The organism is Barnesiella sp. An55 (genome assembly GCF_002161555.1).
Lineage (GTDB): Bacteria > Bacteroidota > Bacteroidia > Bacteroidales > Barnesiellaceae > Barnesiella > Barnesiella merdipullorum.
Map to the genome: position 1 here is coordinate 31,848 of NZ_NFHZ01000019.1, position 22,786 is coordinate 54,633.

23 protein-coding genes are annotated in these 22,786 nt (G+C 53.1%); 13 read left to right on the plus strand and 10 right to left on the minus strand.

Going from position 1 to position 22,786, the window contains the following annotated elements; genetic code table 11:
- Positions 1 to 202: 202 nt before the first annotated feature.
- The gene (locus B5G10_RS11175) at positions 203 to 3,946 is read left to right on the plus strand and encodes a beta-N-acetylglucosaminidase domain-containing protein (RefSeq protein ID WP_158098818.1); all 3,744 of its coding nucleotides are present in this window, start codon (positions 203 to 205) and stop codon (positions 3,944 to 3,946) included.
- 101 nt (positions 3,947 to 4,047) lie between these two features.
- Here B5G10_RS11175 and B5G10_RS11180 read toward each other — a convergent pair whose 3' ends face one another.
- Positions 4,048 to 4,689: a viroplasmin family protein gene (locus B5G10_RS11180; protein ID WP_087424814.1), complete on the minus strand. Its 642-nt coding sequence runs from the start codon at positions 4,687 to 4,689 to the stop codon at positions 4,048 to 4,050.
- Positions 4,690 to 4,842: 153 nt separating this feature from the next.
- Here B5G10_RS11180 and B5G10_RS11185 point away from each other — a divergent pair, with 153 nt between their 5' ends.
- The 6 genes from B5G10_RS11185 to purN all read left to right on the plus strand — a co-directional run bounded on the left by B5G10_RS11185 (position 4,843) and on the right by purN (position 11,037).
- Positions 4,843 to 5,535, plus strand: coding sequence for a hypothetical protein (locus tag B5G10_RS11185; protein WP_087424815.1), 693 nt, complete (start codon positions 4,843 to 4,845; stop codon positions 5,533 to 5,535).
- Positions 5,532 to 6,083, plus strand: a complete 552-nt coding sequence (locus B5G10_RS11190; RefSeq protein ID WP_087424816.1) for a shikimate kinase — start codon at positions 5,532 to 5,534, stop codon at positions 6,081 to 6,083. Before B5G10_RS11185 ends, B5G10_RS11190 begins: the two co-directional genes overlap by 4 nt.
- A 75-nt stretch (positions 6,084 to 6,158) precedes the next feature.
- Entirely contained in the window at positions 6,159 to 7,355 is a 1,197-nt protein-coding gene (locus B5G10_RS11195; protein ID WP_087424817.1) for a hypothetical protein, read from the plus strand.
- 134 nt (positions 7,356 to 7,489) lie between these two features.
- Complete coding sequence (locus B5G10_RS11200; RefSeq protein ID WP_087424818.1) at positions 7,490 to 9,337, plus strand: 2-oxoacid:acceptor oxidoreductase subunit alpha; 1,848 nt, start codon at positions 7,490 to 7,492, stop codon at positions 9,335 to 9,337.
- Positions 9,338 to 9,340: 3 nt separating this feature from the next.
- Positions 9,341 to 10,357: a 2-oxoacid:ferredoxin oxidoreductase subunit beta gene (locus B5G10_RS11205; RefSeq protein ID WP_087424819.1), complete on the plus strand. Its 1,017-nt coding sequence runs from the start codon at positions 9,341 to 9,343 to the stop codon at positions 10,355 to 10,357.
- Between the two features lie 101 nt (positions 10,358 to 10,458).
- Positions 10,459 to 11,037 (plus strand): phosphoribosylglycinamide formyltransferase, encoded by a 579-nt coding sequence (gene purN, locus B5G10_RS11210; RefSeq protein ID WP_087424820.1) that lies wholly within the window; start codon positions 10,459 to 10,461, stop codon positions 11,035 to 11,037.
- Between the two features lie 236 nt (positions 11,038 to 11,273).
- On the opposite strand, the gene B5G10_RS11215 is transcribed toward purN, so the two are convergent.
- The 5 genes from B5G10_RS11215 to B5G10_RS11235 form a co-directional block, all read right to left on the minus strand.
- Positions 11,274 to 12,377, minus strand: a complete 1,104-nt coding sequence (locus B5G10_RS11215; RefSeq protein ID WP_087424821.1) for an Mrp/NBP35 family ATP-binding protein — start codon at positions 12,375 to 12,377, stop codon at positions 11,274 to 11,276.
- Between the two features lie 9 nt (positions 12,378 to 12,386).
- Positions 12,387 to 13,163: a tRNA (guanosine(46)-N7)-methyltransferase TrmB gene (trmB, locus tag B5G10_RS11220; protein ID WP_087424822.1), complete on the minus strand. Its 777-nt coding sequence runs from the start codon at positions 13,161 to 13,163 to the stop codon at positions 12,387 to 12,389.
- A gap of 25 nt (positions 13,164 to 13,188) precedes the next feature.
- Positions 13,189 to 14,682 carry a leucine-rich repeat domain-containing protein gene (locus tag B5G10_RS11225; RefSeq protein WP_158098819.1) on the minus strand — a complete coding sequence of 498 codons (1,494 nt, stop codon included), beginning with the start codon at positions 14,680 to 14,682 and terminating at the stop codon, positions 13,189 to 13,191.
- Positions 14,683 to 14,818: 136 nt separating this feature from the next.
- Positions 14,819 to 15,166 carry a hypothetical protein gene (locus B5G10_RS11230; RefSeq protein ID WP_087424824.1) on the minus strand — a complete coding sequence of 116 codons (348 nt, stop codon included), beginning with the start codon at positions 15,164 to 15,166 and terminating at the stop codon, positions 14,819 to 14,821.
- A 22-nt stretch (positions 15,167 to 15,188) separates the two neighbouring features.
- Positions 15,189 to 15,899: a LexA family transcriptional regulator gene (locus B5G10_RS11235; protein WP_087424825.1), complete on the minus strand. Its 711-nt coding sequence runs from the start codon at positions 15,897 to 15,899 to the stop codon at positions 15,189 to 15,191.
- A 276-nt stretch (positions 15,900 to 16,175) separates the two neighbouring features.
- On the opposite strand from B5G10_RS11235, the gene B5G10_RS11240 reads away from it, so the two are divergent.
- Positions 16,176 to 16,496, plus strand: coding sequence for a hypothetical protein (locus B5G10_RS11240; RefSeq protein ID WP_087424826.1), 321 nt, complete (start codon positions 16,176 to 16,178; stop codon positions 16,494 to 16,496).
- 155 nt (positions 16,497 to 16,651) lie between these two features.
- Here the strand turns inward: B5G10_RS11240 and gap are convergent, their stop codons facing one another.
- Positions 16,652 to 17,662, minus strand: a complete 1,011-nt coding sequence (gap, locus tag B5G10_RS11245; RefSeq protein ID WP_087424827.1) for a type I glyceraldehyde-3-phosphate dehydrogenase — start codon at positions 17,660 to 17,662, stop codon at positions 16,652 to 16,654.
- Between the two features lie 326 nt (positions 17,663 to 17,988).
- Between gap and mscL the strand changes: the two genes are divergently transcribed.
- Entirely contained in the window at positions 17,989 to 18,432 is a 444-nt protein-coding gene (mscL, locus tag B5G10_RS11250; protein WP_087424828.1) for a large-conductance mechanosensitive channel protein MscL, read from the plus strand.
- Positions 18,433 to 18,513: 81 nt separating this feature from the next.
- Here the strand turns inward: mscL and panB are convergent, their stop codons facing one another.
- Positions 18,514 to 19,332 (minus strand): 3-methyl-2-oxobutanoate hydroxymethyltransferase, encoded by an 819-nt coding sequence (gene panB, locus B5G10_RS11255; RefSeq protein ID WP_087424829.1) that lies wholly within the window; start codon positions 19,330 to 19,332, stop codon positions 18,514 to 18,516.
- 207 nt (positions 19,333 to 19,539) lie between these two features.
- Between panB and B5G10_RS11260 the strand changes: the two genes are divergently transcribed.
- Positions 19,540 to 19,812 carry a tetratricopeptide repeat protein gene (locus tag B5G10_RS11260; RefSeq protein WP_241147762.1) on the plus strand — a complete coding sequence of 91 codons (273 nt, stop codon included), beginning with the start codon at positions 19,540 to 19,542 and terminating at the stop codon, positions 19,810 to 19,812.
- Between the two features lie 10 nt (positions 19,813 to 19,822).
- On the opposite strand, the gene B5G10_RS11265 is transcribed toward B5G10_RS11260, so the two are convergent.
- Together B5G10_RS11265 and B5G10_RS12725 are read right to left on the minus strand one after the other, a co-directional pair.
- The gene (locus tag B5G10_RS11265; RefSeq protein ID WP_087424830.1) at positions 19,823 to 20,116 is read right to left on the minus strand and encodes a hypothetical protein; all 294 of its coding nucleotides are present in this window, start codon (positions 20,114 to 20,116) and stop codon (positions 19,823 to 19,825) included.
- Positions 20,117 to 20,374: 258 nt separating this feature from the next.
- Positions 20,375 to 20,743, minus strand: coding sequence for a hypothetical protein (locus B5G10_RS12725; RefSeq protein WP_158098820.1), 369 nt, complete (start codon positions 20,741 to 20,743; stop codon positions 20,375 to 20,377).
- On the opposite strand from B5G10_RS12725, the gene B5G10_RS11270 reads away from it, so the two are divergent.
- From B5G10_RS11270 to B5G10_RS11280, 3 genes are read left to right on the plus strand one after another with little or no spacing between them, the layout of a single operon-like run.
- On the plus strand, positions 20,742 to 21,308 hold the full coding sequence (locus B5G10_RS11270; RefSeq protein ID WP_158098821.1) for a GDSL-type esterase/lipase family protein: 567 nt from the start codon (positions 20,742 to 20,744) through the stop codon (positions 21,306 to 21,308). The genes B5G10_RS12725 and B5G10_RS11270 overlap by 2 nt on opposite strands.
- Positions 21,305 to 21,934 carry a hypothetical protein gene (locus B5G10_RS11275; protein WP_087424832.1) on the plus strand — a complete coding sequence of 210 codons (630 nt, stop codon included), beginning with the start codon at positions 21,305 to 21,307 and terminating at the stop codon, positions 21,932 to 21,934. Before B5G10_RS11270 ends, B5G10_RS11275 begins: the two co-directional genes overlap by 4 nt.
- Positions 21,935 to 21,946: 12 nt before the next feature.
- Positions 21,947 to 22,408, plus strand: coding sequence for a hypothetical protein (locus B5G10_RS11280; RefSeq protein WP_087424833.1), 462 nt, complete (start codon positions 21,947 to 21,949; stop codon positions 22,406 to 22,408).
- The last annotated feature ends 378 nt before the right edge of the window (positions 22,409 to 22,786 follow it).

Here is a 22,786-nt window from a genome sequence, read left to right on the forward strand (position 1 = left end):
ACCCATATAAAATAATTCATTAACTTTGGCTTCAGTGATTATAGCGGACTTTACTCATATAGCTTTGGCTATCAATATAATATAAGTGTAATAATTCTGCTGATCATCAAATTTGCAGATATATGTAACTGGCTAATACATGTTAACCTAATTCTATAATCCAATGAGAAAAATCTTATTACTAATTGCATGTTTGATTGGTATGACTGTGGTTAATGCCCAGACCTATTCCATTTATCCTATCCCCCAGCGGGTTACCGAGGGTAGTGGTACGGTGGAGCTGACGCAGACCATCAACGTGGTGTGCGGCTCTGGCATTGGCCATGTGACCAAGGAACGTATTCAGGAGGTGCTGGAGGAGGCTGGCTACGTCTGCCAACTGGGTGAGTCGGCTTCGTCCGAGTTGACCAATCTGTATGTGGGCGTGGCTGGTTCTGGCGACGTGGCAGATACCTATGCCACGAGTCAAGGTGTCTCCAAGGAGGTGTTCACCGAGGCGCCTAACCGTTTTGACGCTCATGTGATGCAGATTGCCGACGGTAATATTGTGGTGCTGGGCAATGGCGAGCGTTCGGAATACTATGCCTTCGCCACTCTGGAGCAGATTCTGGAGCAGGCCGCAGGGGCTGCGCTGCACGAGGTGACTTATGAGGATTACTCACACTGCCAGTGGCGTGGTGCAATCGAGGGATTCTATGGCAATCCTTATTCGGTGGATGCTCACTGCAGTCTGTTCGAGTTCTTCAAACGTTTCAAGATGAACGTCTTCATCTATGCTCCCAAGATGGACCCTTATCACTTGGGCTATTGGACCGAGGAGTATCCGACAGAGATCAGTGAAGAGCAACGTCGCATGGGATGGATTACTCAAGATGACGTGCGCCGCATGGCCGAGACCGCCCGTGCTTGCAATGTGCACTTTGTTTGGGCAGCCCATCCGGGGCTTGCTCCCGGCGGTCAAGTGTCGATGGATTTCTCCAGCACGGCGACGGTGAATGAAGGTGTCGAGCTGCTGATGCAGAAATATCACCACATGTATGACCTTGGCGTGCGTGCTTTCAGTGTATGTATCGACGACATGGAGCGCAATCCGTCGGCGCAGATGCAGGCGCATTTGCCAGACCAGACGCAGAAGCGGCTGAAGGAGGAATTTCCCAGCCAGGCCGAGGACGAGAAGATAGCTCCCCTTTTCTATGTTCCTGCGACATACGCTCTGATGTATTCAGGAGCGGCTTCTTATTTGAGTCAGATGGCAAGTGTTGACAAAGACGTAGTCATCGGCTTTACCGGTTATGCCGTGTGTGGCGACCTTGACAAGAAGGACTGTGATGCGATGGCGGGCTACATAGGGCGCAACCCGTTGTTCTGGTGGAACGCGACGGTCAACGACAACAACGACGACCGCCTCTATATGCGTGAACTCACGGCTCACTATGCCCTCGTTCCCGAGAAGGGAGGCATCGGCACGTTAGGCGGTGTCATCCTCAACCCCGAGAAGCAGTCGCAGGCTGCCAAGGTGGGCCTGTTCGGTTTGGCAGATTATTGCTGGAATCCCGATCAGTTTGACGTGATGCAGAACTGGAACGACTGTTTCGACTACCTCGCCAAGGCTGGCGATATGGAGACGGCCAAGCAGATGCGACTGTTTGCCCGCTATACGGATGCCATCTATGAGGATCAGGAGATTATTGACCTCTACGAGGCATTTAAGACAAAATATAGCGAAGGGAACTTCCCCACAGAGGGCTCTGCCATTCGTGAGGAGATGGCCCGGTTGCAAACCGCTTGTGAATATATCGAGACCGTGATGGCAAACAGTGACAACATCGACTACCGCTTGTTTGCCACCGATGTCAAGGCATGGTGTGCAAAGTTGAAGGCTTACGCTATCCTCATTCAGAAGTCGCTCGACCTGCTCGAGAACGGTGACTCGATGAGTCGCTCCGAGTCTTGGTCGTCGTTTGCGAGCATCATTTCGCTCTACACGGGTTTGGGTATCGAGCCGCAGTACTTTATCTCCGAACTTGAGGGTTACGGCACCGACTCGCATGTGGTGAGCTATGAGGTGCATCCTGCCAACTCCTACACTCGGCCGTTTGTGGACTATCTGTATGAGACGCTGGGCGCTAAACTTCCCGGTGACTGGCCGGAACCCGAGCAACCGCAAGTTGTCACCAACTTGGACCCGGCGGTATTCAACCTGACCGTGACGGATGCCGCAGCCACCCTCACGGGGTTGAGTGGTGTCGAGTTGGCCGACGGCGATTATGTGGGTCTCTACCTGGGATCGATTGAGAAGGTATCGGTGGACGAGATGACTTTGCCAGAAGGCGTGACCCTGGAGACTTCGATCAATGGTAAGATATGGACTCCTGCCACTTTGCCCATGTCGTCGCAGAATGCGGCTTACGTTCGTCTGATTCGCAGCAGTACCGACGGCGAGGCTGGTGCGCTCGATTTTGATGTGTTGACAGTATCTTTCTCGTCGGGTTCAGTCGTCGTACCTACCCCCACAATTTCGTCCAACCTGAAGGTTTACACCGATGGCAATGTCTCTTATCCTCTCAATCTGGCTGTCGATGGCAATACCGAAACTTTCTTCTGGAGTGGTGAAAACACAGCAAAGGGTCATTACATTCAACTTGACTATGGCGATGTTTTCTCCATCGACAATGTTACCCTCGTCTTTACAGGCAAGGATATCCTTTCCGGAACGGCAGATATCCAACTCTCGACCGATGCAAACGATTGGACTACCATAGCTCAATACAGCCACGGAAGCCTGGTCAATAATCGTTATACTTGTGCCGCCAATGGTGCCAACGCTCGTTATGTGCGACTGATGGTGACTAGTGTCGAGGGGTCGTTCTGGTTGCAGTTGGCCGAATTCTCCTGCTCCGTGGCGGGTGCCGTAGCCGAGATAGGCACACCCACACCCAGTACTTCGCTTGGTACCTACCAGACCTACAATATCGGCAATATCGTGGACGGTAACCCCAGTACGCACTTCTGGAGCAACACCGAGCCGCAGGTGGGCGATTGGTTGCAACTCGAGTATGCCGAGCCTCATTCGATCTTTGAGATAACGGTTACCTTCATGGAGAACGACCAGCTCATCGGTAGTGGAGAGTTCCAGGTGTCGTTGGACGGGAAAAACTGGACGAAGGTGGCCGCCTACGACAGTGGCGGCATCAACGCCAACACCCGCACTTTCACCACCAACGCCAATGGCGTTACGGGTAAGTATCTCCGCCTGTATATCACCAATGTTGTCGGTAGTTATTGGCTCAAAGTCGCAGAGTTCAGTTGTGTCATGGCCGATCGTGTGACACAGACTACCGACCATAACCAGGCGATGATTTCGGCGTTGTCCGACAAGAACATGATTACAAGCTATCGTGCCGAAGAGGCGGGTTACGTGGAGCACACGTTCATCGAGAATATAGACATTGAGGCTGTGGAGATCTATCACAACACGACCTTTGATAACAACTACGAATTGCCCACTGTCTCGCTCTATGATGGTACTCAATGGGTGGAAGCAGGCACACTCGACCGCCTGGGCACGGTTATCGACACGCGTGACTACGAGATGGTGACTGCCGTGCGCATTGAGTGGAACGAGCACAATATCCCGACCCTCTATGAGATTATCCCGGCAGGTGAGTATGAAGACCCGCAAGCCAGCGGTCGTATAGAGTTGACCGAGGAGAGTGATGACGCTGCTGTCCGTGTCTATACCTATGACAGTCAACTTGTCGTGCGTAGCCATGCGATGCTAAGCGCCGTCTGCGTCTATGATCTTTACGGGCGCTTGCTCCATCAGTCGGCTCCAGATGCGACCTATTTCACGCTCGACCTCGGTGCTTCTGCTCCGGCAATCATGGTTGTCCAGGTTGTCGATGAGTCGGGCACTATGACTACTGCCAAGGTTGTGAGACGCTGACCCTGCGGCCCTTGGGCCGGATGAAAATATAAAATGAGCAGGGGCTGCCTCAATGCGGAGGCGGCCCCTGTTGTATTAGAGATGGAGAATATTGAAACGGTCTATTTCCGCCCGAAGTCGGCGGGAATTTCGCCCCACCGCTCGGTCTCCCACTTGATGATGGGATTGGTATAGGTGTGGGTTTGCAGCCAGCGTTCGGCCCGGGCGATGAGGTCGAATATGGGAGCATTGGCTGCGGTGGGGGCCAGCTTGGTTTTGCATTTCTTTTGCTTCACCCAGGCGATGGCGTTGCGGCTGTCGGAGTAGATGGGGACCGTCGAGCCCCGTTGTTGCAGATAGGCGAGGCCGTGTACCAGGGCCAAAAACTCGCCTATGTTGTTGGTGCCTTGCGCCATGGGGCCTACATGAAACAGTTCGATTCCCGATTTCGTATCTACTCCACGGTATTCCATATGGCCGGGGTTCCCGCTACAGGCGGCATCGACCGACAGGCTGTCGGCGATGACGGTCGAGGGCAGGGCGGGCGCCGAGAGCTTCTCGCGCGAGTGGTCGCCGATTTTGCGCAGCACGTCGAAGTAGTCGTCGGGGGCATTGCGAAAGGCTTCGGTCGCCGTCTCGAGGTCGTCGAAACTCTTGTATTTGGCTCCTTTGAAATTTTCGACCTGCTCTTTGCACTCTTCCCACGAGTTGAAGATGCCCCGGGCTCGACCTTCCCACACGACATAATATTTGTATTTGGCCATAATTGTGTTATCGTTTGGTTGACGGGTGCAAAAATAACGAAATTTGTCGTATCTTTACACGACTTAGCCCCAATAGGAGAGGAAGTGCCGCTGTGCTCGTTGTGCGGGTAGGGCTGCTTGCTTTTCGGGGTGGGGCATAAAGAGGAGAAGAAGATGAAGAAAATCGTGATGTGTGGCGTCCTGTCGGTCGTGTTGTGTGGGCTTGTGGCTTGTGCCCCCGGGAAGAGCGACCGCGAGGAGAGTAACCGCCTGTATAACGAGGCGGTGTCGCTGCTGGCCGGCGACGATGTGTCGATTGCCGATTGTATGGCTGCTCAGGGATTGCTGGAGCAGGCTATTGAGGCCGACGACGAGAATATCGATGTCTATTTCGGGAAGGTGCTCAACGAGTTGAACTTGTGGCGCCCCGATAGTGCCTACCATACCGCCTCGGTCGCTATCGAGAAGATTGGCCCCGAAGGGAAGAATCGGTTGAAAGCCTACTTCTATACCGTGAAGGGATTCATCGCCTATGACCGGGGCGACGAGGCTGAAACCCGTGAACAGTTGTCGCAGGCGCTGGCCCTTTACGAGTCGTATTTGCAGGAGGAGCCGGCCAATCTGGATTATCTGCTCAACAAGACCGTTTTGGTGGCGGGCCTCGAAGGCAAGGAAAAGGCCCTCGAGTTTATCGCGGGTCTGCCGGTGAAGGAGACCGACAGGCAGATGCTCACCGAAAGTCTGGCCAGTTTCGAGCTCAGCCAGTTCGGCGAGACGTGGCGAGCCAAGCACGAGGCTCTGGTGGGTGGCGGGCAGAGTGCTGCCGAAGCCCCGGCCGATAGTACTTCTAATACCACGCAGTCATGAAACCTGTTTTCCTCGTCGGATATATGGCCGCCGGCAAGACCACGCTGGGTCGGCGGGCGGCACAACTCCTCAATGTGGAGTTTATCGACCTCGATGCCTATATCGAGGAACGGTATCGCAAGCGGGTCTCCGACCTTTTTGCCGAGCGAGGCGAAGCGGGTTTCCGCGATATCGAGCGGCGCATGCTGCACGAGGTGGCCGAGTTTGACAACGTGTTGGTGGCTACGGGCGGGGGTACCCCCTGCTTCTTCGACAACATGGCATACATGCGCAGCCGGGGCGTCACGGTCTATCTGTCGGCCTCGGTACCTACATTGAGCCGGCGGTTGTTGCGGGCGCGGGTCAAGCGTCCGCTGGTAGCCGGCAAGACGGCCGAAGAGCTGGACGATTGCATCGCCGGGATGCTGGCGCAGCGTGAACCCTACTATCGGCAGGCCGATTATACGTTCGAGGCCGACCGTTACGAATCGGCCCCCTCGGTCGATGAGGCGGTGCAACGACTCTCGCAACTGATGCGGGGAGAGGCCGGCGATGAGCCTGTCGAATAAATATCGCGAGGCAAACCGGTTTTTACCAAAGTATATTTGTATATTAGTCCCGATAAATCTAAAAACGAATCACGTATGGCTGGTGGTATTGCTTGCGAATCGAAGGTGGGGGTGGCGCTTCAGGAACAGTTGCTGGGCGTCAAACCCGGTGGCCGACATTTGTCGATAGGGTTGCCGGCCGAGCATAATGGTGGAGAGAAGCGTTTTCCCCTGACTCCCGAGGGGGTGGCCCTGCTCACCCGACAGGGGTTTGTCGTGCTGGTCGAGGGCGGTGCGGGCGAAGGTATCAAATACAGCGACCTGCACTATACCGAAGCGGGGGCCCAGGCGGTCGAGGCTGCCGAGGTGTTCCAATGCGACGTGGTGCTTAAGATTACCCCGTTGAACGGCGATGAGGCGGCTCTCATTCGGCCGGGCGTGCTGCTGCTCACCCTTCTGCAACCCCAATACCAGTCGGCTTCGGTACTCAAGGTGCTGATGCAGAAACGGGTCACGGCCGTAGCTATCGATCGGGTTACCGACGAGCAGGGCCGTTATCTTTTTGCCGACATTCTGGCCGAGATTGACGGTCGGGCCGCCATCGTGCTGGCCTCGGAGCTGCTGAGCAACCGCAGCGGCGGCAAAGGTGTGCTGCTGGGTGGTGTGCCCGGGGTGGCTGCCTCCGAGGTGCTGATTATCGGGGGCGGATTGGCCGGCCGCGCGGCAGCTCGTGCCGCCAGTGGATTAGGGGCACTGGTGCGTATCTTCGACAACGATTTCTATCGGCTGCGGGCCACTCAGCTCGAGGTGGGTCCGTCGCTGTTCACCTCCAATATGCATCCTCATGTACTGGAGAATGCCATGCGTTCGGCCGACGTCGTGATTGGTACCGAGGTGCCCGAACAGGGACGGCTGGGCATGAACTATGTCGAGATGATGAAACGGGGAGCCCTGCTCTTCGACCTGTGCATGGACAAGGGAGGCTGCTTCGAAACTTCGAGTTGCAGCGAGGCTCCCTGCAACAAGGTGTATGAACAGTGCGGCGTGCTGCACTACTGCCTCTCGAGTGTGGGGAGCGCCGTGGCCCGCACGGCCTCGATGGCGCTGAGCAACCTGCTGGTGCCCCTGCTGGTTTCGCTGAACGACCCCGCCATGATTTATGGACACATCAAGAGCGACGACCGGTTGCGCAACGCCGTCTATCTGTTTGGTGGGAAACTTACCCATAAAGAGTTGAGCATACGACTGGGGCTGCCCTATTACGACATGGCACTTTTCATGGCCATGTTTTAAATAGAAAGAGGTAAGGATACTTACACATTTCTATGAAAATATTTCAAATGCTTACAAAAAAACACTATCTTTGTCAAAATGATTTTAATATAAAATCAAAAACAGCTCTGTTGAATTAAAAATGTAATCTAAACATGACAGAAAAAACGAAAGTGAAAGTATTGGAAGAAGTCGTAGTACGATTTTCCGGCGATTCTGGCGATGGCATGCAGCTGGCCGGAAATATTTTTTCCAATGTTTCGGCCGGTATCGGAGATGAAATTTCGACCTTCCCCGACTATCCGGCAGAGATTCGGGCCCCGCAAGGTACGCTGGGAGGGGTATCCGGTTTTCAAGTTCATATAGGACGGGGCGTTCATACGCCGGGCGATTTGGCCGATGTGCTGGTGGCCATGAACCCTGCCGCCTTGAAGACAAACGCCCGCCATGTAAAGCGGGGGGGAGTGGTCATTATCGACTCGGACAGTTTCCGGGCCAGCGATTTGGAGAAAGCGGCCTTCAAGACCGACGATCCCATCCAGGAGGCCGGGCTGTCACATGCACAGGTGGTGCCGGTGCCCATTACCCAGATGGTGAAAGATTCGTTGGCCGACTCGGGCCTCGACAACAAGTCGATTGTGCGGTGCAAAAACATGTTTGCACTGGGTCTCGTGTGCTGGTTGTTTGACCGTCCGCTGGAGCAGGCTCAACATTTGCTGAAGAACAAGTTTGCCAAGAAACCGGCCATCTACGAGGCCAATGCCAAAGTGATGCGCGACGGTTACAACTATGGCCACAACATACATGCATCGGTATCGACCTATCGGGTAGAGTCGGCACAGGTTCGCCCCGGTATCTATACCGACGTAAACGGCAACACGGCTACGGCTTGGGGCTTGATTGCCGCTTCGGAGAAATCGGGGCTCCCCCTCTTCCTGGGCAGTTACCCCATTACTCCTGCTACCGATATCTTGCACGAGCTGGCCAAGCGTAAGGACCTGGGTGTGAAAGCCATTCAGGTAGAGGACGAGATTGCCGGCGTATGTACCGCTATCGGTGCCTCGTTTGCCTGTAATCTGGCCGTAACCTCAACCTCGGGTCCCGGTTTGGCGCTGAAGAGCGAGGGTATCGGTTTGGCCGTGATGTCGGAGTTGCCGCTGGTAGTTATCGACGTTCAGCGTGGTGGACCTTCGACCGGTCTGCCTACCAAGACCGAGCAGACCGACCTGTTGCAGGCGCTCTATGGTCGCAACGGCGAGAGCCCCGTGGTTGTGGTGGCCGCTTCGACGCCGACCAACTGCTTCGACATGGCCTTCCAGGCTGCCAAGATTGCGCTCGAGCATATGACGCCAGTCATCCTGCTTACCGACGGTTTCATCGGCAACGGCTCTTCGGCCTGGCGTATCCCCGACATGGACGAGTATCCCGAGATAAAACCCAACTATGTGAAACCCGAGCAACTGGGTGCCTGGAAACCCTACGACCGCGACGAGCGTTCGGTGCGCTACTGGGCCAAACCCGGTATCGAGGGATTCATGCACCGCCTGGGCGGTCTCGAAAAAGACAGCAAGACCAGTGCCATCTCTACCGACCCCGTGAACCACGAGAAGATGGTGCGGGCCCGTCAGCAAAAGGTCGATAACATTGCCAACGACCTGCCGCTGCTCAAGGTACAGGGCAACCCCGATGCCGACCTCCTGGTAGTGGGCTGGGGCGGAACCTACGGTCATCTCTATTCGGCTGTTGAGGCCATGAACGCCGCCGGCAAACCGGTAGCATTCGTCCACTTTAACTATATCAATCCTCTGCCCTTGAATACCGAGGAGATTCTCCGCCGGTACAAACGGGTGGTTGTGTGTGAACTGAACAACGGTCAGTTTGCCGCCTATCTGTCGGGCAAAGTTCCCGGCAAGACCTTCCTGCGGTACAACAAGATTCAGGCACAACCCTTTATGGTGAGCGAGTTGATTGACCATTTTACAAAGCTTTTGGAGGAGGAATAAGATATGGAAGAACAAAAAGAATATACGGCAAAAGATTATAAGAGCGATCAGTATGTGCGCTGGTGTCCCGGCTGTGGAGACCACTCGATCGTAAACGTGTTGCAGAAGGCGATGGCCACCTTGGGCATACCGCCGCACAAGACCGTCGTCGTGTCGGGTATCGGCTGCTCGTCGCGCTTGCCCTACTACATGAATACCTACGGCTTCCACACCATTCACGGGCGTGCCGCTGCTGTGGCTACCGGCGTGAAGACGGCCAACCCCGACCTGACCGTGTGGCAGGTGTCGGGCGATGGCGACTGCCTGGCCATCGGTGGTAACCACTTTATCCACTCGGTGCGCCGTAATGTCGATATCAACGTGGTGCTGATGAACAACAAAATCTATGGCCTCACCAAAGGACAGTATTCTCCTACGAGCGACCGTGGTTTCGTGACCAAGTCGTCGCCTTACGGTACGGTAGAAGATCCCTTCATTCCCGCCGAGCTCGTCTTTGGTGCCCGGGGTACCTTCTTCGCCCGGTCGCTCGACGTGGAGCTGCCGGTTTCTCAGGAGGTGCTGGTCGAGGCTGCCCGTCACAAAGGCACCTCGGTCGTAGAGCTGTTGCAGAATTGCGTGATATTCAACAACAATATTCATAGCTATGTGGCCGACAAGGAGTTCCGTGCCGATCGTACCATCCATCTGCGCCACGGCGAGAAGATGATTTTCGGCAAGGATCACAACCGGGGGCTTGTACTCGACGGTTATAAACTTAAGGCAGTAACCATTGGCGAGAACGGCGTTACGCTCGATGATATTCTGGTACACGATGCCAAGTCGCCCGGCAACTTCCTGCACCAGAGTCTGGCCATGATGGACGGCCATGACCTGCCGCTGGCCATCGGCGTGATACGCAATGTCGATGCTCCCGCCTACGACGAGGAGGTGGCTCGCCAGGTGAAAGAGGTAACCGCCAAGGTTCCCTACAAGTCGCTGCATGAATTCCTGTTGAGCGGAGAGACCTGGGAGGTGAAGTAATTCCCGGTTTCCACAAACCCTATATGGCGCTCGAACCGACGGTATGACCGACTCTTTGAGCGCCATTTTCAATTTCTATAATCAAGAAAGGATAGTCCAATATGTCTCAGAAAAAACGTCTTGCTATATTTGCCAGTGGCACCGGCACCAACTTCGAAGCGATAGCGGCGGCCTGTGAATCGGGTCGCATCGACGCCGAGGTGGCCCTGCTGGTTTGCGACAAACCGGCCGCGGCCGTGGTCGAACGGGCTGCCCGCCATGGCATCGAGTGCTTTGCTTTCCAGCCCAAGTCTTTTGCCACGAAGGCCGATATGGAGAGTGCCATTGCCGACCGTCTCGACGAGGCCGGCATCGACCTGGTGTGTCTGTCCGGCTATATGCGCATCATCACCGATACGCTGCTGTCGCGCTACGGCGGACGCATCATCAACATTCACCCTTCGTTGTTGCCCGCGTTCCCCGGAGCCCGGGCGGTGGAGCAGGCTATGGCCTATGGGGTGAAGGTCTATGGCGTGACCATCCACTATGTCGATCAGACGGTCGATGGCGGGCGTATCATCGCCCAGCGGGCCGTGCCCTATGAGGGGAAGGATATCGATGAGCTCTTCACGCTGGTGCATGCTGCCGAGCATGAGCTCTATCCGGCTACGATAGCGCGTTTGCTGGCCGGCGAGGCATAATATAAGACAATGTAAAAAAACAGCAAGAGGCTGTCTCAAAATAGAAAATAGAGATAGGGTTACTTACAATCTATAAGCTACAACATAAAAATCTCCTGCTTTTAGTCCTATAATTGCAATAAACAAGGGCTAAAGCAGGAGATTTTTTACTTCTAGGTTTTAATCTATAAGATTTTTACTTTTGCAATTCTATTTTGAGACAGCCTCTTGTTTATAGGGTTACAGCTCGCAGGGAGTTACTTGTGAACCTCTACCCGTTGGGTCGAGGGGCGGGTGGCGTTGCGCTCGTCGGTAGCCTTGACCACAGCCTCGGCCAGCCGTTTGAAGGCCAGCCCGGTGACCGAGTCGTCGAGGGCTACGGGGTGTCCCGAGTCGCCGCTCTCACAGATGCTCTGCACGATGGGAATTTGTCCCAGCAGGGGTACGCCGGCCTCTTGGGCCAACCGCTTGCCGCCGTCTTTGCCGAAGAGGTAGTATTTGTTCTCGGGCAACTCGGCCGGGGTAAACCAACTCATGTTCTCGACCAGACCCAGGATGGGCACATTCACCTTGTCGCCGGTGAACATGCTGATGCCTTTGCGGGCATCGGCCAGAGCCACCTCTTGCGGGGTAGTCACGACAATGGCGCCGGTAATGGCGAGTGTCTGCACGAGGGTGAGGTGTATGTCGCTGGTGCCCGGCGGCAGGTCGAGTACGAAGTAGTCGAGGTCGCCCCAGGCGCCGTCGGTGATGAGCTGCTTGAGGGCATTGCTGGCCATGCCGCCACGCCACAGCACGGCGTCGTTCTTCCGCACGAAGAAGCCGATGGAGAGAATCTTCACCCCATAGCGCTCGACGGGGAGGATGAGGTCGCGGCCGCCTATGTTCTCGGTATAGACATCGGTATCTTCGATATCGAACATGGTAGGTGCCGAGGGACCGAAGATATCGGCATCGAGCAGTCCTACCTTATAGCCCAGCCGGGCCAGAGCCACTGCCAGGTTCGAGGCGATGGTCGATTTGCCCACACCGCCTTTGCCCGACGATACGGCGATGATGTTCTTCACGCCGGGGAGCGGGTTCTCGGGGTTGGGTCGGGCTATCTGTTTGCTCTTGACGTTGATATTGCCTTTGATCTCCACGTCGGGGCTGACGAAGGTAAGGATGGCCGTCTCGGCGGCTTTTACGACCGAGCGGATGAAGGGGTCATTGGGCTTCTCGAAGATGATGGAGAAGCTCACCTTGTTGCCGTCGATGCGGATGTCGTCCTCGATCATACCATTGGCGACGAGGTCTTTTCCGTTGCCGGGATAACGCACCTTGGCCAGTGCGTCGAGTATCAGTTTAGGATATAGTTGCATGATATAAAGTTATTTTGAGGTTGTATCTTCTTGACTGCTCTGTTTGCCGCTGCGTTTCCCCCGGTTGAAGCTCCGGTAGGAGTCGTAGGGAATGTCAACGTCGGGCTCGACAAATTGTTCGCGAGGCTGGCACACAAACCGTATGTACTTGATGGTCATGCCCCGTTCGAGCCATTGTTGCTCATAGAAGGTTTTTATTTCGAGTATGTCGTCGGCGATACCCGAGTGATAGAGGTCGTCGGTGGCCACCTGCACGGGGTAGCCGTTGGCCTTGACCATTTCGCAGGTATAGGTGTACATGAAGGGACTGTCGCTCTTGAGGTGGATGAGCCCGTCGGGGGTAAGAATCTGCTGGTAGAGCTGCATGAAGCGGGTCGAGGTGAGCCGCTTGCGCACCTTTTTCATCTGCGGGTCGGGGAAGGTAATCCATATCTCCGACACTTCGCCCGGGGCAAAGAAGCGATCGATGAGCTCGATGTGGGTGCGCAGGAAGGCTACATTGGGGATACCTTCCTCGAGGGCCTGTTTGGCCCCGCTCCACATGCGGGCCCCCTTGATGTCGATGCCGATGAAGTTCTTTTGGGGGAATCGTTTGGCCAGCCCCACGGCATATTCGCCCTTGCCGCAGCCCAGCTCGAGCACGATGGGGTTGCTGTTCTTGAAGAAACTCTCGCCCCATTTGCCTCGCATCTCAAATTCCCGTTCCTTCAACAGGGCGAAGGGGTATTGGAATACGTGGGGGTAACCCTGCAGATCGTCAAATTTTTTCAGTTTGTTTTTTCCCATATTGAATTTAGCTCTTTTCGGCGGATTATCGACCCACCTTCAGGTGATGGTATTTGCCCGATTGCATTTGTATGGAGAGGACAAACAGGCGCCCTGTGTATGGTGTCGTGTCGATGTTCCATTCGGTAGTCTCTCCCTCTCCGCGGTGTACAAGGCGCCCGTCGAGGGTGTAGAGGGCAACTTGCCGCATGGGGGTGGTCGATTTGATTACGAGTGTTTCGTGTACGAAGTAGGCCTGGAGCGAGTTGTCGGCGGCTACCTCCTGCTTGTCGGAGAAGTGGCGGATGTCGAATTCCTGCCACTGAGGTGCCGTGCGATAGAGCTCGAAGCTCTCGTCGGGAGCTCCCAACTTGCAATTGGCTTGCGGCACCTGACAGAAGACCGCCTCGCCCAGCATCGGGGGCTCGGTGGGGTAGGCCATGAGCGCTGCCAGGCGTGTGCAGTTGTCGAACGCGTGGTCGCCAATGTAGGTTACCGTCGAGGGTATCGAGGCCGTGTAGAGCTGCCGCATTCCGTAGAAAGGCCATCGCCCTATCTGTTCGAGCCCCTCGGGCAGGAACGTGAGGTGTATCATGCGGCTGCATCCGGCAAAGGCATAGTCGCCAATCTGGCGCAGCGAGGCGGGCAGGCTGCACTCGACGAGAGCCGTGCAATAGTAGAAGGCCCCTTCGTCGATTCGTTCGATTGTCTGGGGAGCCGCTACCGAGGTGAGGCTCGTGCAGTGGTCGAAGGTGTAGGCCGGCAGGCTGGGCAGTGAGACTTGCTCCATCTCGACCTGTGTCAGCGAGGTGCAGTAGGCAAAGCAACTTTCGCCCAACTTTTGCAGGTTCGAGGGGAGTGTGATGGCTGTGAGCGATGAGCATCCGGCAAAACATTTGTCGCCAATCGTCTGCAACGAGGCGGGCAAGGTCGCCGAGGACAGGCGTGTGCAGTTTTGGAATGCGTTTGCTCCGATCGATTGCAGGGGAGCCTCCTCGAGGTCCAGACTGGTATAAGCGGTGCATTGGGCAAAACTGTATTCGCCTATGTGTTGCAGGGTGGCCGGGAGGGGCGAGTCGAGAGCCGAGCAGCCCGAGAAGGCCATGTCGCCTATTGTTTGCAGCTGGTCGCCCCATTCGACAGTAGTCAGGGCCGGGCATCCGGCGAAGGCAGCCGAGCCTATGGCTTGCGTGGATTGTGGTAATTTTACCGCTATGAGGGATTGGAATCCCATGAAGGTATAGCTTGGGAAGGCATTGGCCTCGAATCGCGATTGGTTGCCCAGGTAGGTGTCGCGGCTGTCGTAGGCGGCAATCGAGCACTCCCGCAGATCGATATCGGTCAAGTGGGTGAGCGAGTCGCTTATGTAGGTCAGGTCGCGTGCGTCGATGGTGCCCGAGACGGTGAGCTGGGTAATCGATTGGCCCGAGGTGGCGATGTGGCTTTGCAGTTCGCCCGCTTCGGTGCGGCAGGTGTAGGGGGCTGCCAGCAAACCGGGCCCGCAGAACAGTAGTAGTGTGATATATAGTAACTGTTTCATCCCTGTAATAAACCGCTCGTGATTTGGGTGCAAAGATAGCACAAAAAAGAGAGAGAAAAAAAGTTTTATTTGCCGGGGATTGTGCCCGGGTATGCCGCTATGTGTCGGGCCAACTTGCTCCTTTTCTCTATTGGTCTCACTCCCGGATGAGCCGGTAGCGGGCACCGTGGTCGAGGATAAAGTTGAGAATCTCCTCGAAGAGCGCTTCGACTCCCGAGGGTACGGACGTGTTGCTGGTGTCGCCATACCGGTCGAATAGCGTTTGGGGTATGGCTTCGGGAGCAATTCCCAGACGGTCGGCCAGGAGGGTAGCTTCGCCTCGATCGAGCGTGGCCGTGATTTTGTGGTCTCGGGTGTGGTCGTCGTGGTCGATAAACTCGAGCTGGATGGCCAGCTCGTGCCGCGGACCCTCCCATACGGTAATCGACGACCATAGTTCGATATCGTCGTTCGACTCGATGATAACCTGTTTTAAGGTGCGCATGATTCAGTCGTTTTACGGGTGGTTAAATGCGGTTATCGATGCGGATAATGTTCTCGACAATGAAGAGGTCGCGGATGTCGCGCTTCTCGATTTCGATATCGTCATACTCTTTGTTTTCACTGCGCAGGATTACCCGGTCGGGGTTCTCGTGCTTGCGCACATATTTGACCATGCGGTAGTCGTCGAGCAGCACGACGTAGATCTGACCCCAGAAGATGAGGTTGGGGTTCTTGATTTCGCGGATGGCAATCATGTCGCCGTTGTTGATGACCGGTTTCATGCTGTCGCCGCTTACCTTGACGATGCTGCAGTCGGGGTTGATGAAGGGAACGTCGATACTGCCGATAACCAGGTCGTCGGTGAACATGCGTTCGCGCCCCAGATTCCCGGCCGTGACGTCGAGTCCATATACTTTGGCCCCGTTGCGCACCTCGGGTACGATGGCCCCCGAGGGAAGGGTGAGGGTGCGTATGTGGGTGTGGGTGTCGTTACTCCCCGTATCAACTATGTTGGAGCTGTACATGGGGCCTGTTCCCGTACAGAGCCACTCTTTCGAGACCCCCAACTCGACTACGATTTTGTTGATAAGCGAGTCGCTTATGGGTAATTTACCAGTCAAATGCTTCGAAAAGTTGGATGCGTCGATGGCAATACGTTTGGCAAACTCCGATTGGGTGATTCCTTGATTCTCGATTAAGGTTTTGATTCTGATTATTTTATCGTCATTCTTCATACGGGTATAAATTTTAAATGGTAAAATTACCCTTAATAATTTGCATACTGTGATTTTATGTGGTATATTTGTGTGGTATTAATACCACACACAAAGGTATGAAACTTTTTTGGATAAACGAAATAATCGACTAATAATTAACATATTTGATGATATTCTGCCGGGGTATATTACCTATGTGATTTATAAACAGAGGGAGAGTTGCACAGGCAAAACAGGTAAAAGCAGTGTGAATATACCCTGGCAGAATGGATTCGAAAGAAAGGAGCAAATGATATGATGACGATTGAATGGGAAGCACCGGCCCTGGCAGCCCTGGCTGTATCGCACTGGCTGGTGGCCTATGAGCGCGACGAGTCACCGCGGAAGCGGGTGCGGCATGAGACCGAGATTGAGTTTGACGGTGTGGCCTACATGCTGATGTGTGAGATTGGTTTGGCCGAGCGGGAGCATCGGGCCGTGTCGATGATTTGTGGCATTGAACCGCAATATACCGATATGCCGGTGCGTGTGACCGGCAACATGGGTAAGGCCGTGGGCGATATTTTGCCGGTGCTGAATAACTTTTTGTCGAGTTATGGTGTTGTATATGTGTGAACGATGTGTTTTTGTGGTAAATCCGAGAGGTGTGGCGTGGCACAAAGAAGGATGCCTTTGAGGGTATATAGCGAGGGTGTACCTGTCGGATTGAGACAAAAAAAGCCGACCCAGCAGTGGGTCGGCTTTCTTGTGAATTATCTGTGAGATAATGATTAACCGTTTACTTTGGCCATGTGAGCGATCAGGTCGAGAACTTTGTTGGAGTAACCGATCTCGTTGTCATACCAAGAAACAACCTTTACGAAGGTGTCGGTCAAAGCGATACCTGCTTTGGCGTCGAAGATAGAGGTGCGGGTGTCGCCCAGGAAGTCAGAAGAAACAACTGCATCTTCGGTGTAACCCAGAATACCTTTCAGTTCGCCTTCAGAAGCCTCTTTCATAGCGGCGCAAATCTCGGCATAAGTAGCCGGTTTAGCCAAGTTAACCGTCAAGTCAACAACCGAAACATCCAAAGTCGGAACACGCATCGACATACCGGTCAGTTTGCCATTCAACGAAGGAATAACTTTACCTACGGCTTTGGCAGCACCCGTCGAAGAGGGGATGATGTTGCCCGAAGCGGCACGACCACCACGCCAGTCTTTCATCGAAGGTCCGTCAACGGTTTTTTGAGTAGCGGTAGTCGAGTGAACAGTCGTCATAAGACCGTCAACGATACCAAATTTGTCGTTCAATACTTTGGCGATAGGAGCCAAGCAGTTGGTCGTACAAGAAGCGTTCGATACGAATTGAGTACCTTTAACGTAAGTGTTCTCGTTTACACCGCAAACGAACATGGGGGTATCGTCTTTGGAGGGAGCCGACATAACTACATATTTGGCACCAGCTTGGATGTGAGCTTGAGCTTTCTCTTTGGTCAGGAAGAGACCCGTAGATTCTACTACATATTCAGCACCTACCTCGTTCCATTTCAGGTCGGCAGGATTCTTTTCGGCGGTAACACGAATCGTTTTACCGTTTACGATCAATTGACTTTTCTCAACATCAGCCTCGATCGTACCGTCGAAATGACCGTGCATCGTGTCATATTTCAACATGTATGCCAGATAGTCAACCGGGCAAAGGTCGTTAATACCTACGATCTGGATGTCGTTTCTTGTTTGTGCTGCACGGAAAACGAAACGTCCGATGCGGCCAAAACCATTGATACCTACTTTAATCATTGTAATAAAACTTTAAGTGTTTATTGAATAAAAATAATGTCTCGCGTTTTTTCTTCTCTTTTGCCTTGCTCTCTTAAAAACAATTGCTCTTGTCCTATTGTTTAACAACCGCATGGAGTTGCGCAACTGCTCATGAGGAGGAGCAAAACCAGCAAGAAGGCAATTTTATATTTCATAATTTTATACTTTACTCCTAAAATTGCAGTGCAAAGGTATATATTTTTTTTGAATACAATGTATGCGAATGTGAAAATAAAAGAAAAATTTCTTTATTTGCATATCCTTGAATGTGAGTAATCTATCTGATCATACTAAATTGTACCGTTATGAAAAGTTCTTTTTGGACCGACTTTAAAAATTTTGCGATGCGAGGCAACGTGATCGACCTGGCTGTGGGTGTGATTATTGGTGGGGCTTTTGGCAAAATAGTCTCGTCGCTGGTGGCCGATATCATCATGCCGGTTTTGGGCGTGCTGGTGGGGGGTATCAACTTTACCGATTTGAAATGGGTGATGAAGGCTCCCCGCGAGGTCAACGGGGTGGAGCAGGCGGCTGTTACGCTCAACTATGGGAATTTCTTGCAGACGACGTTCGATTTTCTCATTATCGCTTTTTCGATATTCCTGTTTATCAAACTGGTAACTCGTATCACCGAGAAGCGTAAGGCTCAAGCAAAGGCCCAGGCTCAGGCGGCTCCTCCCGAGCCTTCGCCCGAGGTGAAATTGCTCACCGAGATCAGGGACCTGTTGAAGGCTCAGGAGTCCAAATAGCAGGGCTATGAAACACCGAGAGAGACCTTCGCCGGGTGGCAGGAGGTCTCTCTCGGGTATATGTGTTTGTCGCGTAGCGATTTAATACTGCTCTTTCTCGTTGGGGAAGTCGCGGGTCTTTACATCTTTGATATAGGCTTGTACGGCCTCGGTGATGGTGGTGCTCAAGTCGGCATACCGACGGAGGAACCGGGGCGAGAACCCTTTGTTGATACCCAACATGTCGTGCATCACGAGCACTTGACCGTCCACACCGCCGCCGGCTCCGATGCCGATCACGGGGATAGTCAGCTCTTGAGCTACCCGGGCTGCCAGCGTGGCTGGAATCTTCTCGAGCACGAGGGCAAAGCAGCCAATCTCTTCGAGCAAGTGAGCATCCTCGATGAGCTTGTTGGCTTCGGCCTCTTCGCGAGCCCGCACGGTATAGGTGCCGAATTTGTTGATCGACTGGGGGGTGAGTCCCAGGTGACCCATGATGGGGATACCGGCACTGAGTATGCGCTCTACCGATTCGCGAATTTCGGCACCGCCTTCCATCTTCACGCAGTCGGCGTGTGTCTCTTTCATGATGCGGATGGCCGAAGCTACAGCCTCTTTCGAGTTACCTTGATACGACCCGAAAGGCATATCGACCACGACCAGGGCCCGTTTGACGGCGCGCACGACCGACTTGCCGTGGTAAATCATCTGGTCGAGGGTAATGGGCAGGGTGGTCACATTGCCCGCCATTACATTGGAGGCCGAGTCGCCTACCAGAATCACGTCGATTCCGGCCTGGTCTATAAGAGTCGCCATGGAAAAGTCATAGGCGGTCAACATCGAGATTTTTTCACCGCGGAGTTTCATCTCCATCAGGCGGTGAGTCGTTACTTTACGAGTGTCTTCGGTATAAGTTGACATAATTTTTTGTGTGTTTGAATTTGGGGGCAAAGGTACACCAAATTTTTATATTGACACCTTTTTTACTTTTTAATCTCAAATTTGTTAGTATTCGGGCGATGCCGATGTCGATGTGCTTGAGTCGTTTCCCTGCGTGAATCCTTTGTCTCGGTTTGTTTCTACACCGGCCTTTCACTATCTTTGCCGTATGATAAAACGAAAAAGGATATGATTTCAATCGAAGATATCAACAAGCTTATTGGCGAAAATAACTTGGAGCAGGCTCTCGTCCACCTCGAGGAACGCCTGGCCGGCAACCCGCAGGACGATGCCGCTTATTACCTCAAAGGGTCGCTTTTCTGGAAACAGGGTAACTGGAAACTGGCTATCGAGAATTATCTGAAGGCTACCGAAATCAACCCCGAGAGCCCTGCCCGGCAAGCCTACGAGATGGTAATGGAGATTATCAACTTCTCCAATCCCGACCTCTATAACCCTTGATCCCGAATCCCTATGCAACCAGCATGGCCATGGCTATGTAAACCAGAATCTGGAGCCCCTGCAGAATCCACGATACCTCGCGGCGTGAAGCGTAAACTCGATAGCTAATCCAGGTAGAGAGTACCACATACAGCGGCAATAACATGACAAATGCCCACGGCAGGCTGTTGTCGGTGCCGCTGTTGGTAAACGTTTCGGTAGCCCGGCTCATGAGCCAGGGCCAGGCGAAGATTGGCAAAGCGGTTATCAGTATCAATACTTTGAACCAGCCGGGCACTTTGCGTGAATAGTTTTCCTTTTCCATCGCTCAAATATTTTTTTGTAAAGATAGTGAAAGGCGAGTGCAGAGACAAACGAAATCCCTGTGGAATTTCGAGCTCGGATATGCCGGTTTGCCTTTCCCTTCTATTTATATATAAGAGAAAGGCGGGGTTGAGGTAAATGCTTCAGGGAATGTAAATTTGGACCCAATTGCCTCATTCCTTCTCAAAATAATATTACATTTGTGGGTCAAATTATTCATTGGATGAAATAAAGATTCGAGATTGTGCTGTTCAATTCCTTAGAATTTATTCTGTTTTTCCCCATAGTCTGTGTGGTCTATTTCCTGCTGCCGGGTCTCAAGTGGCGCACATATTCTCTTTCTTGTTGGGATATTTGTCAATTGGGGCATGGATTGTGGGCCTCGAGAAAACAGACTATCTCCGAATGTGAAAGCTCTTCGGGTGTTGTACGCCGTGGTAAATTGTGTGCTAATCTTTGTCTTTCCACGCAAAGGCCCGAGCTGTTTTACGACAACATGCACCTCAATGGCGATGGGGCTCGGCTCTTTACTGAGATGTTTATCAACCAGATTTTGAAAAGCGATTTTTATCGAAATGTAAAAAATAAGAACAATGAAACGGGTAAGGACTAAAATTTGGGGAGCCATGCTGGCGATTTTAGCTCTCGTGACATCGTGCTCCGACGATGGCGTTTCCGAACTGTATTTTGTGGGCGATTCGCTGGTCGCCGGGTGGGATGTGAAGTCGTCGTTTCCCACCTATCTCACCCATAACGACGGGGTGAGTGGTGCCAGAATAGAGGATATTCTCACCTGGAATCTCAACTATCGGGATAAAAACGTAGTCATGCTCATCGGTACAAACAATCTGGGCGGCGAACTTCTCAACGAAGAGACGCGCCCCCGGTTTATTGCCGATTTTGTGGCCGAGTATCGGCACACCATCGAGACGCTGGCACCTCGTCGGGTCTTTGTTCTCTCGATTTTGCCCCGGAACTTCGAAGGCGACGACGAGTTTTTCAACACCTGCATCGAAGAGTTGAATACAGCGCTTGCCCAGATGGTTGCCTCATTGGGATATGGCGTATTTGTCGATGTCTATGATAGCTTTTTATACGAAGGTGCCTTGAACATGAACTATTCGCTCGACGGTCTCCATTTGAATAATTTAGGATATAATATACTCAACGTAAGATTGTCGAAAGAGTTATGAAAACACGTCATCTGTTACTTCTTCTCGCCGCCCTTCTCTCGTGGAACAGTTGGGCACAGACCGACTCCCTCTCCACAAAATCCATTTACGTAGGGCTGCGCAACAACGAGTATGCCTGCATCGGCTTCCAGTCAGGGTCGTGGTCGGTAGGACTCGAGAATACCTTGTGGACACGCACTCCCAAAGAGCAGTACATCCGGGCCACCGGAGGGTATCGGTTGAACACGGGGTTGTGGAACGTAATTTTCTCGGCCGACGCCTTTGCCGGCGTTAACTATGCCGGTCGTTTCTATGATGGCAGCTTAAAAGTCGGCCTCGACAAAACCCTGGGTCGATTCAGTTTCGGAGCCGGAGCCATGGCACTTTACGACTCCGAGATGGGCTACAACACCTGCTACACGGTGCATGCCGGCTGTCGCATCATTCAGGAGGCGTCGATTGTCGTAAACTTCACCAATATCCCCGAGTATCGTATGCCCGAGCACCGCATCGTACCCGGTCTCCTGTTTCGAGCCCGCAAGCTATGGGTGCGACCCGAACTATCCATCCCGCTCAACGACAACATCCACTTTACCCGCGTGCTGCTCTCGTTTCGATACGACTTTTTGTTGAAATCCCCCAAATAAATACATCCCCCTATGGACAATATACCCCAACTCAACGAGCATAACAAAGAAGAATATCCACCCATGCACACCACCGAGCACATCGTCAATCAGACGATGGTTCGCCTCTTCGGGTGTGGTCGTGCCGTATCGGCACATATCGAAAAGAAAAAGAGCAAACTCGATTTCAAGTTGTCTCAACCTCCCACAGAAGAACAGATACAGCAAATCGAGATCTGTGTCAATCGGATCATCCAGGAACATTTGCCCGTAACCACCCAATACATAACCCAGGCCGAAGCTCGCGATCGTTTCGATCTGGGACGCTTGCCTCAAAATGCATCCGAGACGGTGCGCGTAGTCAAGGTGGGCGATTACGACGAGTGCCTCTGCATCGGTCGCCATGTCGAGAATACCGCCGAGATAGGAACATTCAAAATCATCAGTCACGACTACAACGACGGCATATTGCGGTTGCGATTCAAATTGCTATAAACAATAGGCTGTAATGCCCGAAAAAGATACATAAACCCCTCTCTGGCTTTTGTCGGAGAGGGGTTTTGTATAAAAATGACAAACGACATAACTTTCTATAACAATCAGAGAATAAAAATGTTGTAGATTTTTTCAGAAAATGCTCGAAAATTTTTTGAAAAAAAGTTGGTAAAAAATTTGGAGTGAAAGGGGAAAAGGGTGTACCTTTGCATCACTTTCGCCGCTGAAAAGGGGCCACGAAGCCCCGGGAAAGCGAGGGAGATAAAGTTCATTGACAAGACTGAAAAGAAGCAAGTGTAGTACAAGAGAGAAAAGAGAACGAAGTCAATTCGGCCGGGAGATCTTCGAAGGTATGAAAATAAATAAACAAGATATACA